The 12,162-nt window shown below is 33.0% G+C and carries 10 protein-coding genes; 8 read left to right on the top strand and 2 right to left on the bottom strand.

Annotation, left to right across the window (positions count from 1 at the left end; translation table 11 throughout):
- Positions 1–129 precede the first annotated feature (129 nt).
- Both CDO51_RS04935 and CDO51_RS04930 read left to right on the top strand, forming a co-directional pair.
- Positions 130–540 carry a YcxB family protein gene (locus CDO51_RS04935; protein WP_089023197.1) on the top strand — a complete coding sequence of 137 codons (411 nt, stop codon included), beginning with the start codon at positions 130–132 and terminating at the stop codon, positions 538–540.
- A complete protein-coding gene (locus tag CDO51_RS04930; protein WP_089023196.1) occupies positions 528–920 on the top strand; it encodes a hypothetical protein in 393 nt (130 codons plus the stop codon). Before CDO51_RS04935 ends, CDO51_RS04930 begins: the two co-directional genes overlap by 13 nt.
- Positions 921–1,208: 288 nt before the next feature.
- On the opposite strand, the gene CDO51_RS04925 is transcribed toward CDO51_RS04930, so the two are convergent.
- Positions 1,209–2,462: a GntP family permease gene (locus tag CDO51_RS04925; protein ID WP_089023195.1), complete on the bottom strand. Its 1,254-nt coding sequence runs from the start codon at positions 2,460–2,462 to the stop codon at positions 1,209–1,211.
- 613 nt (positions 2,463–3,075) lie between these two features.
- On the opposite strand from CDO51_RS04925, the gene CDO51_RS04920 reads away from it, so the two are divergent.
- The 5 genes from CDO51_RS04920 (at position 3,076) to sppA (ending at position 9,028) form a co-directional block, all read left to right on the top strand.
- Positions 3,076–3,885, top strand: coding sequence for a DUF3100 domain-containing protein (locus CDO51_RS04920; RefSeq protein WP_089023253.1), 810 nt, complete (start codon positions 3,076–3,078; stop codon positions 3,883–3,885).
- 55 nt (positions 3,886–3,940) lie between these two features.
- A complete protein-coding gene (locus CDO51_RS04915; protein WP_089023194.1) occupies positions 3,941–4,387 on the top strand; it encodes a hypothetical protein in 447 nt (148 codons plus the stop codon).
- A gap of 127 nt (positions 4,388–4,514) precedes the next feature.
- Entirely contained in the window at positions 4,515–5,834 is a 1,320-nt protein-coding gene (locus tag CDO51_RS04910) for an amidohydrolase (protein WP_205842112.1), read from the top strand.
- 225 nt (positions 5,835–6,059) lie between these two features.
- Positions 6,060–7,934, top strand: coding sequence for a molecular chaperone HtpG (htpG, locus tag CDO51_RS04905; RefSeq protein WP_089023193.1), 1,875 nt, complete (start codon positions 6,060–6,062; stop codon positions 7,932–7,934).
- A 131-nt stretch (positions 7,935–8,065) separates the two neighbouring features.
- The gene (gene sppA, locus CDO51_RS04900; protein WP_089023192.1) at positions 8,066–9,028 is read left to right on the top strand and encodes a signal peptide peptidase SppA; all 963 of its coding nucleotides are present in this window, start codon (positions 8,066–8,068) and stop codon (positions 9,026–9,028) included.
- Positions 9,029–9,072: 44 nt separating this feature from the next.
- On the opposite strand, the gene CDO51_RS04895 is transcribed toward sppA, so the two are convergent.
- Positions 9,073–10,377 carry a Na+/H+ antiporter family protein gene (locus CDO51_RS04895; RefSeq protein WP_089023191.1) on the bottom strand — a complete coding sequence of 435 codons (1,305 nt, stop codon included), beginning with the start codon at positions 10,375–10,377 and terminating at the stop codon, positions 9,073–9,075.
- A 567-nt stretch (positions 10,378–10,944) separates the two neighbouring features.
- Here CDO51_RS04895 and CDO51_RS04890 point away from each other — a divergent pair.
- Complete coding sequence (locus CDO51_RS04890) at positions 10,945–11,952, top strand: tripartite tricarboxylate transporter substrate binding protein (RefSeq protein WP_158212326.1); 1,008 nt, start codon at positions 10,945–10,947, stop codon at positions 11,950–11,952.
- Positions 11,953–12,162: the final 210 nt, after the last annotated feature.

Genomic DNA, 12,162 nt, shown 5'->3' with positions numbered 1-12,162 from the left:
TATCTGATTTATCTATCGCTATTTATACTTCTAACAGTAATACTAGTATTATTAACGAGCTTTCATTTAATATTTATTTTATTTAGCTTACTTATATCTGGAATAGCAGTCTGGTTTTATAGAGGTCTGATGAAAGATAATATTAAATCAGTGTTTAGTAAAAGTGATTATATTGAAGGTTATCAAGAATTAGTGATAGATGATGATGGTATAAAAAAGAGTAGTTCATATGGGGAAAGCTTGTATAGATGGAACTTTATGGATAGGGTTAAGGAACTAGATAAAATAATCTACGTACAATTAAAAAATAATCAATACTTAGTAATTCCCAAACGAGTATTTGATACAAATGAAGAGTTACAGAATACAAAAAAGTTTATATTAGACAAAGGATTACAATCAGAACCTAATACTAAAATAAAAAATATCTTTAAACCAAAGGAACTTTTGAAATTATTGATATTAATATTTGGCCTGTTTATACTAACTTATATTTTCTATGCTTTTTTTATCTTAGTGTTAATGCTATGGAAGATGTAGTTACTAGTGATCATGTAGTAGAAGACTTTGATTTAGTTTTAGATGATTTAGGTGAAGATAACACAAATATACTTCATCATGAAAAAATAGAAACAGGAGCTCTTTTATTTTTTACAGAAAAAGAGTCTATAAAAATCTCTTTTGTACCAAAAGAAAGAGATGGTTGGAATATAGATAAAATTAAAACTTCAAGTTATACTCATAATACTAATAAACCTTTTTCAGGCTCACATGGTAATTTAACTTTACCTCAGAGTAAAGAAGTTTTTTATGGTATATTAGAAGATGATAATATCAAGAACTTGAAAATACAGAAAGAAACTAGTTCATATGAAGAAACAGCTACTATTATTTCAACAAAAGATAAAAAACTTTGGTAATTTGTTACTACAGATGATATAAAATCAATCGAAGTTATTAAAGAATCTCCAGAGGAAGAAGTAGTTGGCTCTTCTACAATTAGTACTGATGAAGTATTAACAAATATTGTAGATTTTTTTCAGTTGTTACTAGTATATTTACAACCTTTGTAATATTTATATCAATGTTGATTTTTGTATTAACTATCATCAGTTTTATTCGGTGTCATGGCTTTACTTCGAAAAATAAATCGAGTTAGTAGATTAACAGAGCTTTAGTACACCCGTGTTTGGGTGTACTTCTTTATGCTATAGTAGCATTAATCCAAAAGCTACCATAAGGCCAATAAGGGGGGTGACTATAGTAGTCATAAAGCAATCAAAATAGGTATCTTTTACGGAGAGCCCTATAAAAGCAAGTATTCCTAGATAACCATTATTAAATGGTATAGTATCAAATACTGTAGATGACATGACAATAATTCTGTGTAAATTAGCTCCATCAGGTTGAGCTATTAAGCCTTCTTCTATTAAAGACATAGTAAGTACAATTCCACCTGATGCAGAACCCATAATACTCGCACCCAAATTTGTTGTTAAAGCAGATGTTATCAATGGGTTTACAGGTAGATCAATGATAGCCTGTAAAAAAGCTTCAAAGTCTGGAAATGATCGAAGTGTTAGCCCAAACCCTACTGCAGAAGCTGCAAATAAAAGAGGTGGTAACGAATCTTTAACACCGTTATTTATAGAATTAATAGTTGATGTAAGATACTTAAAAAATAGAATTATTGCTACTAATACCCCAAGGGTAAGTGCTGCGATTATTGAGATATTAAAAAAGGATAAAGATGTCACTACAATTATTAAAGGTATCAGAGACGTAATTATACTTGGGTTAGAGGTTAGTAATTTTTCATCTAGTTGTTCACTATCTTGAAAGCTTTCTCCATTAGTTTTTGATCTTTTTGCTCTAAACTCTAAGTATAAGATTGCAAGTGTTAATGAAACTATTGTACCAATAACTCCTGGAATTAAACCAGCTAGAGGTCCTGTCTCGAGACTTTCCATTGGAATAATATTGTGTATTTGTGGACTACCTGGCATGGGAATAGATAAATTAGCTACACCTCCCATAAAACATGCAGGGAGAAGATAGCGAGGTAGATTAGCTTCTTTAAATACTGGTAAACTAATTGGGTAGATAGTAAATACTACTACAAAACCTGGTATTCCTCCATAAGTAAGAAGGGCACTAGAGATTAGAACAGCACTAATACCTCGTTTTGCACCTAAGGTCTTTACAATAAATAATGAAATAGTTTGAGTAGCTCCGGAATCTGTCATTATTTTCCCCATGATCGCACCCAAAAGAAAAATAAACAAAAAGTCTTTAATAAAGTAACTAGTCTCTTCTACATATTCACCTGTTAACACATCAAAGGGAGCATACCCGTTTAAAATAGAAACAAATGAAACTGCTATTGGTGCAGCAATAACAACGTTTATTCTATTATAAACTAGAACAATTAATAAAATAATTCCAGCTAAAATAATCCACATATAAACACCTCATATTATTGTAATAGCTTATCTTTTCAACATAGAATAGTGTATCATTTAAAACAAATTTTAGAAAGCACTTTTAGTAATTTGACGATGTTATAGAGACTTATATAATTCAAACAAAACAACGTGTCACTCTTAATGGTGGATTGTAACAGTTTTTGTAAATTCTAGTAAGAAAAAAGGTTTCTATTAGTGATTTATAGAAAATTAAATATTGTAAGATCAAATAAGCTATTTTAATTGGAGATAAATTCAATCTTAAATTTAAAGATTAGAGATAGAAAGTTAAATCTAAAAGAATCTTTTACAAAATAATGTAAATTGATTAATAAAGGGAGATAAAAAAATTAAATTTCTCAAAATCAAGAAGGGAAGTTAGGATCTTTGTAGAATATAAATTTTACATATCAATTCATTGAGTTAAATTACTAAAGTGAATTATGTAGAGGTTGGAGGTGATAAAAATATAATCAATAAATTTTAACTTTTACAACTTATGTGTGATCAAAAAAATTCGACAGTTAGTGAACTTAAGCTAAAAGAAGGAGGGATTGACATGGCTAAGGTGGATAAGGAAAACAATGGTGAAGCAAGTGTAAAAGATTTTATGTTTAATTGGAAACTTCATGGCATTGTTTTAGTACTTACTATTGTAGCTGAATTGATTGGTTTATATAGTTTTTCATTAGGACCAGGGACGGTTCTTTTGCTACCAATGTTATATGCATTAGTTATAGGTATTTTTATGGGACCTCGTTTTTTGAAGATTGCAAACAAAAAGGATATGAACGACGCTTCACCACTTATTACCTTGTCTGTACTAATTTTAATGGCAAGGTTAGGTGCTAACGTTGGTCCCGATATACCACTTATTCTTGAAGCTGGGATGCCACTTCTCTTACAGGAATTAGGGAACTTAGGTACATTAGCAATAGGTATGCCAGTTGCAGTTTTATTAGGATTTAAACGAGAAGCAATTGGTGCTACGTTTTCTCAGGCTCGCGAAGCTTCTTTGGCTATTATTGGTGATAATTATGGTTTGGACGGAGCTGAAGGACGTGGCGTACTTGGAATTTATATTTTCGGGACAGTAGTTGGTGCTATTTGGAATGGTTTAATGGGAGGACTTGTATCTTCTTTAGGAATTTTTCACCCTTATGCTCTTGGTATGGCATCAGGTATCGGTTCAGCAAGTATGATGAGTGCTGCCTCAGGTTCAGTAGCAGCCGCGATTCCAGAGCGTGCTGACGAGATACTATCATTTGCTGCGACAAGTAATATTTTAACTTCTGCAACTGGGATTTATGTAATGATATTTATATCAATTCCTTTAGCAGAAAGGTATTATAAAGTATTAACGAAATGGAAGGGAAATAGAGAAAAATTTGATTCTGATAGCCATCAAACAAAGACATGAAAGTAGAATTTTTACGATATTTAAAATTAAAACTAAAGTTGAGGAGGGTTATTAGATGAAGGCTAGTAAAGCTATTATAGTTTTTCTGATTGTTTCAGCTATCACTCTAATAGGTAACTGGTTAAATGTTGAAATAAATCCAATTGAAGCACTTCCAGGAATGTTACTTTTAGCAGCATTTGCTTTTGTGGGATGGTGGATAAGTGAAACTTTTAATAGAATATTGCCCCCGATTGTTTTTGTTTCATTAATTGCAATTTTATTTACTACTCCTTGGACCCCGGGAAGTGAATGGGTGGTAGATCAAATTAACAATGTGGCATTTCTGGCTACAACCACACCTGTACTCGCTTATGCTGGTATTTCAATAGGCCAGGATATAGATAAATTTACTGCTATGGGGTGGAGAATCATTGTACTTGGTTTCGTGGTTTTAACGAGTACATTTGTTGGTTCTGCTATTGTTGCGCATATAGCTCTTAATCTATTTGGAATAATTTAAAAAAACCAAATGAATTATAGGGACGTGGTATGAATAGTCAAGTATAATTTTTTCAAAAATCAGTGAATTCTTGACTAACAATAGTGCCGTCGGGAACCTAACTATATTGTACAAGGGGGATCTATCTATGACTCCATATAACATGGATAAGGAAACTGCTAAACAAACTGTTATGCAAAAGATTGAGCAAAATAGTGATAGAATTATCGATTTTGCTAATGACATCTGGGATAATCCAGAACTTGGATTTAAAGAACATCGTACAGCGGGTAAAGTCATGGAATTTTTTGATGAACTAGGTTTACAGTACAAGTCAGGGATGGCAAGAACAGGTGTTCGTGCCGATGTATCCGGTAAAAGTCATAAGTATCGTATTGCTGTACTAGGAGAACTAGATGCGGTTACATGTGGTGATCATCCTGATGCCGACCCTGAAACTGGGGCTGTACATGCCTGTGGTCATCATGGACAACTTGCTGTTATGTTAGGCACGGCACTAGGTTTAATCAGTAGTGGGTTGAGTGAACAACTTAGCGGGGATTTATCTTTTATTGCTGTACCAGCTGAAGAATTTGTTGAATTAGATTTTCGTAATAAATTAAAAGAAAAAGGAGAAATTGAATTTTTTGGTGGTAAGCAAGAATTGATCCGCCAAGGCATTTTTGACGATATTGATATGGCAGCAATGGTACATCATCAAGCTGAAACTCCGGAACGCGTAATTAAAGTTTCGAGTGGGAGTAATGGGTTTGTTGGAAAGGAAGTAATCTATAAAGGACAAGAATCTCACGCGGGAGCCGCTCCACATCAAGGGGTGAATGCTCTTAATGCTGCAATGCTCGGATTGATGGGTATTCATGCTCAACGTGAGACTTTTAAAGATGAGGATGCCATTAGAGTTCACCCTATTATTACAAAGGGCGGAGATCTTGTAAATATTGTACCTTCAGATGTAAAGTTGGAAACTTATGTGCGGGGCCGTAATATCAATGCTATCTTAGATGCCAATAAAAAGGTGAATAAAGCTTTAAAAGGAGGAGCTTATACCATTGGAGCAGAAATTGATATTAAAGAGATTCCTGGTTACCTTCCTGTAGAAGCTGATCCGAACATGAATAAACTTTATGGTAATAATGTACAAGCTATATTAGGTGATAATGGATTAGAAACGATTAAAGCTGTGGCAGGTTCCACAGATATGGGAGATATTAGTCAGTTAATGCCTGCTATACACCCTTATGTAGGAGGTGTTGAAGGAAAAGCTCATGCGAGAGACTATAAGATCACTGACCCTACAATGGCCTATGTGATCCCTGCTAAAGCTATGGCTTGTATGATAATAGATCTTTTATGGGATGATGCTAGGGAGGCAAAGAATATAAAAGAATATTATCAACCACAATACACCAAAGAAGATTATCTAAAGATGTGGAGAAGTTTAGAATAAGTAGAGTTGCCCAGCTGCTTTTACAATCAATTTAGCAGTTGGGTTTTTTTATATATTGGCTCTGTTAAAGTTAATTATTGATTTCTAGAAAAATATATTAAAAGTTTTAGAATTACGTCTAAAACCTTACGAAAAAAATAAAAACAATTGAAATTCAGACTAAAATTTGGTATATATTTATTGGGAGTCGATATAATAATTGTGTACAAAAGGAGGCGATAGAACATGGCAACGAAACAATTTCAGGCGGAAACGAAAAGACTTTTAGACATTGTGATTAATTCAATTTACTCAAACAAGGAGATTTTTTTAAGAGAGCTTATTTCAAACTCAAGTGATGCTATTGATAAGTTATACTATAAGTCATTGAGTGATGATTCAGTAACATTTAATCAGGAAGATTACTATATCAAAATCAGTGTTGATAAGGAAAACAGACGCCTTAAAATCTCTGATACTGGTATTGGGATGACAGAAGAAGAGTTAGAAAATAATATTGGTGTTATTGCAAAAAGTGGTTCATTAGATTTTAAAAAGTTAAATAACTTAAAAGATGGAAGAGATATTATCGGCCAGTTTGGAGTTGGATTCTATTCTGCTTTTATGGTTGCTGATGAAGTAACAATAGTAAGCAAAGCTTTTGGAAGTGATAAAGCATATAAATGGGAGTCTGAAGGTATAGAGGGGTATACCATCACTCCATGTGAAAAAGAGTCAGTTGGTACGGATATAATTTTAAAGATTAAAGAAAGTACTGAAGATGAGGATTATGAAAAGTACTTAGATGAACATAATTTAAAGTCTATCGTAAAGAAATATTCAGACTTTATTAGATATCCAATAAAAATGGATATTACTAAATCCAAACCAAAAGATGATAATGAAGAAGAGTATGAAGAATATACAGAAGAAGAAACTGTAAACAGTAGGGTACCTATTTGGGAAAGAAATAAGAATGAACTTACTGAAGAAGATTATAAAAACTTCTATAGAGAAAGACAGTATGGTTTTGATGAACCTGTAAAGCATATTCATATTAATGCAGAAGGTACTATTAGCTTTAAAGCTGTACTATTTATCCCTGAAAGAGTACCCTTTGATTTCTATACTAAAGAATATGAAAAAGGTCTTGAATTATATTCAAACGGAGTTCTGATTATGGACAAGTGCCCAGAACTTCTGCCTGACTATTTTAGTTTTGTAAAAGGTGTAGTTGATTCAGAAGATTTATCACTTAACATTTCCAGGGAAATGTTACAGCAAGATAGACAGGTAAAACTAATTGCAAAAAATATCAAAAATAAGATTAAAAAAGAACTTAAAAGCCTTCTGAATAATGATAGAGAAAACTATGAAAAGTTCTTTAACTCTTTCGGAACTCAGTTAAAGTACGGAGTATATAGTGACTTTGGACAAAACAAAGAAGTATTACAAGATTTATTACTATTCTACTCTTCAAAAGAAAGCAAACTAGTATCCCTAGAAGAGTATGTATCTAGAATGCCTGAAGATCAAAAGTATATCTACTATGCAACAGGTGAATCTGTTGATAAAGTAGATAAATTACCACAAACAGAGTTTGTAAAGGAAAAAGGGTATGAAATACTTTATCTAACAGAAGAGGTAGATGAATTTGCTATTAAGATGATGGGCTCATATGAAGAGAAAGAGTTTAAGTCAGTATCAAGTAAAGATCTAGGAATTGAGTCTGGCGAAGATTCAGAGGAACAAAAGGAAAGTGAACATAAAGAAATGTTTGGTAAGATGAAAGAAATCTTATCTGATAAAGTTAAGACTGTAAGGGCTTCAGAGAGACTTAAGAACCACCCAGTATGTTTAGCAAATGATGGAGAAATTTCTATTGAAATGGAAAAGATTTTGAGCTCTATGCCAAATAACCAAAACATACAAGCAGAGAAAGCGTTAGAAATCAATGTAAATCACGAAGTTTTTGAATCATTAAAGGAAGCATATGAACAAGATAAAGATAAATTCAAATTGTATACCGATGTACTATATAATCAAGCATGTCTAATTGAAGGATTATCAATAGATGACCCGGTTGAATACACTAATAATGTATGTAAGATTATGAACTAAATAATTTATAACCGTGGGAACGTCCCACGGTTTTTTTTAGGGTAGAATGGAAAATTAAATAATGTAAGAACTTAATTTACATACTAATAAATAGATAATTAATTTGTCTTTAATGAAGGAGTTGAATTGTGATGAATCAGGCTGAGAAAAGTAATTTAAAAATGTTCTTATTTAAGTTTTTGATAGTGCTTGTGGGAATTACAGCTTTAATTTTATTGGGAATGTTTACTATGGTGTTTGGTTTAACCTCAATAATTTCATTTTTTGATTCATCAGAAGTTGATCAAGAAGATTTAGTACAGGTAATAGAACTAGATGGGCAAATTACTGAAACTGGTAACTTTAATGTTGATATAACTCCACGCTTAGTAAGAGAAAGTTTACAACAAGCTAAATTTAATAATGCTGAAGCTGTAATTCTACGAGTAAATTCGCCTGGGGGGACTGTTGCAGCTTCTCAAGAAATTGCTTCAGTCATAGATGATTTTGAGTTACCTACTGTTGTATCAATGGCTGACTCAGCAACTTCTGGAGGATACTATATTTCTGCTGCAGCAGATAGTGTAAAAGCACATGAAACTACAACAACTGGCTCAATAGGTGTTATTAGTGTGATCTATAATTTAGAAGAACTATATGATACTATTGGTGTTGAAGTCGAGGTAATTAAATCAGGTGAACATAAAGATATCGGCTATGAGAGTCTAGATGAAGAAGAACGAAATATTTTACAAAACTTATCAGATGAAATGTATGAACACTTTGTAAGTGAAGTTAGTAATTATCGTGATCTACCAAAAGAAGATGTTTATGAGATAGCTACAGGTGAAATAATGAGTGGAACCAGGGCATATGAACTAGATTTAGTTGATGGTTTAGGTGGTTTAGATGAAGCTGTTGATAGAGCTTCTGAGCTTGCTGATATTGAAGAACCTAATGTTCAGTGGCTTGATACAGAAGGGATATGGAGTGGCTTTATGGTACCAATGATAGAAGATGTTACTTCATTAGATAATAAAGATTATAATCCTAAAGTTGAAGAAGTACCAAGTGAATTTTTTGGTGTTGAATTTAGATATCAAAATGGGTATTAAAAAAGGTTCCAGGTTCTTTATCAAAAAGAACCTGGAACCTTTTTTTAAAATATCATAGCGGAAAGCCAACCAAAAAGCATTAATGGAATATTAAAATGGATAAAGGTAGGAACACAAGTATCCCAAATATGGTCATGTTTTTTATCTGCTGAAAGTCCAGCTGTAGGTCCAAGGGTACTATCTGATGCAGGTGAGCCTGCATCACCTAAAGCTCCTGCAGTTCCAACAAGGGCTGTGATTGCCATAGGGCTTAGTTCAAGGGATAAACCAAAGGGTACATATAAAGAGGCTAATATCGGAACTGTTCCAAAAGAAGTACCTATTCCCATGGTAACAAAAAGTCCAACTATAAGAAGAACAAAAATGCCGATAGCTTGGCTACCACCTACTATTACTACGTAAGATTCAACTAGAGAATCTAAACCTCCGGTCTCTCTTAATACATCACTATAACCCGATGCAACTAACATGACAAATGCAATATAACCCATCATAGTTATTCCACTATTTAACATCTCGTTAATCTCATTCCATTTAATAGCTCTACCTACAAACATAATAAAAAGTGCAAATAACGCTCCTAATGGAAGTGAATCAGTGAAGTATTGTGTAACAATTGCAGAGACCATTGCTATAATACTTACTGCGTGTTTAAAATTAAAAGAAAGAGTATCATCTATTTCAATATCTTTACCAATGTTATTAGGTTCTCCATAATCGCGTTCTTTTCTATAAGTTATAAATATAGCTATAAAAAGACCAATAGTCATTCCAATAACAGGTAGTAATAAAGCTTTTGGAATGTCGCCTAAAGCTATAGCTAGTCCATTTTCTTCTAAAGCAGTAAAAATAGTTTCATGAAAAATTAAACCATACCCAAAAGGTAATGCGACATATGGAGCTTTAAGACCATATGTTAACGCACATGAAACAGCTCTTCTATCTAGCTTTAAATTATCAAAAATACTAAGAAGTGGTGGTATTAATATAGGTATAAAGGCAATGTGTACGGGAAATATATTCTGTGATAAAGATGCAATTAAAGCTATCATTACTACTAAATAAAGTTTTTTACCATAAAATAGGTTTGAAATGTTTCTACTAAAGATATTTATGAGACCTGTTTTTTGTACACTTACTGCAAGTGCTCCTAAGAGGATATAACTAAGAGCTGTATTTGCATTTTCATTCATACCACCTACTAATACTTCCATGGTCTCAGAAAGACCTATTCCTGATAAGTAACCACCAACTAGAGCTGCGACTAATAAAGCTATAATAACATTTAGTTTAAGTAAACTAAGACTTAACATTACTGCAACTGAAATAAAAACTGGATTTAAAAGCATATATCTCTCCCCTTTTGTTTTACATTTTAACTCTTTAACACAATAAAGACGGTAACTATATTAACACTAAGTTTTAATTTATGTCAATGTAATATATATAATTGTAGTTGTTATGATATTGTTACCCTAAGATTGTTCTGGGGGCATTTTTAAAGAACACTGACACAGCACATAGCTTATTTGAAGTGGCTGTAGCTTCACTATAAGCTTCGATATCAGAGAGTTTTCCTCTATAAACCTATCTACAAGTTCTTACATTGCTTCATAAAATGGCTCCCAGCCAGTCGATTCGGTAATACCTTTGTCTGTTGATTCTCTAATTCTAGCATCTGTAATTTTATCTTTTTCAAAAGTTACCTTAACGAGCACAAAACCGCTTTCATAATCTAACTCCTTCGTTTGTATTACACAAATTATGATTAAAGAAAGATTAGTGAGTTATTTATAGACTTTAATAATAATTTCGTAAATATATATAGAAATTTCCTATTTTACACATAAATAATTTCTATGGTAAATTTAAATTGTTCTGTAAATTCTACTTAAATTTAAAGGAGGGGGATAAATTTGTTTAGTAAAAAGATTGGAGTTTTACTTTTGAGCATTGTACTAATATTCACATTTGCAGCTTGTGATGGAGGGACGGAAACAACAGGAGGAAATGAAGGGACGGAGTATCCCAAAGATAACATTGAAATTATTGTTCCGTCCGGAACAGGAGGCTCTTTAGATGTAACTGCAAGGGCACTTGCTGCTCATGCAGAGGAGCACTTAGGAACAAATGTTATAGTAGAAAATATTCCTGGAGCTTCTTTTACTATAGGTGTTCAACATGTACTCGACAGTGATCCTGATGGCTATACAATTTTGGTTACTGCTGATACCGCTTTTGCCTACATACCTTTAGGTTTGGCTGATGAAGTAGACTATACTTACGAAGATATAGAACCAGTTTCTAGAATAGCTATGAACCAAAACTCTATAGCTATTAATGCAGATACAGCAGAGAAATTAGGTATTGAAGATCTAGAAGATTTACTTGAATACTCTAAAGAAAATCCAGGAGAACTAACTGTAGGATATTCAAGTATGCTTTACGATGTTTGGAGATTAAGCTTGAAAGAGCTGGGTCATGATCTGAATGTGGTACACCAAGATAGTGGTGGACAAGCAGCAACACAAACTGCTGGTGGACATATTGATGTTTACTTTGGGGCTATGCCTGGCATCTTGCCTTATTATGAAGATAATAAAGTAGAAATGTTAGCTACTTTGCCCTATGAATCTAAGGAAGAAATTCCAGCTATTGATGAATACCCTGAAGTTGACGATGCTTTAGGTATGTCCAAATATGGTCCCATATCAGCATATGCACCAAAGGATACTCCGGATGAAATCCTTGACTTTTTAGATGAGTCTTTCAAAGAAATATCTCAAGATGAAAGCTTTATAGAAATGATCGAAGGACAGGGATTAGAACTTTTTTATCAGGATCGAAAAGAGTTTCAAAGTGAATTAGAAACATTGTGCCAAGAAGCTAAGGAATTTGAAGACGTACTAAAAAACTTAAGGTAATAATCCTAGCATTCTTAATTTAATAATATTAGCTTTACAGGAGTCATTTGTTTTTTACAAAATCAAATGGCTCTTTCAGTTTTCCCTGCATGGGCGGTAGCTAGGCGGTGAAAGTCCGCTACAGGCTTGGTGGTAGGAACTGTTAGCAAATGGCAAGGGCGTCCATCGTGAGGTGGAGTCTGAAGGAAGCCTGATGCAAAATCTCGGTCT

The sequence above is a fragment of the Natranaerobius trueperi genome (assembly GCF_002216005.1).
In the GTDB taxonomy this organism is placed as follows: domain Bacteria; phylum Bacillota; class Natranaerobiia; order Natranaerobiales; family Natranaerobiaceae; genus Natranaerobius_A; species Natranaerobius_A trueperi.
The sequence above is the reverse complement of the archived record's forward strand: the minus strand, read 5'-3'. Positions and strand labels throughout refer to the sequence as shown.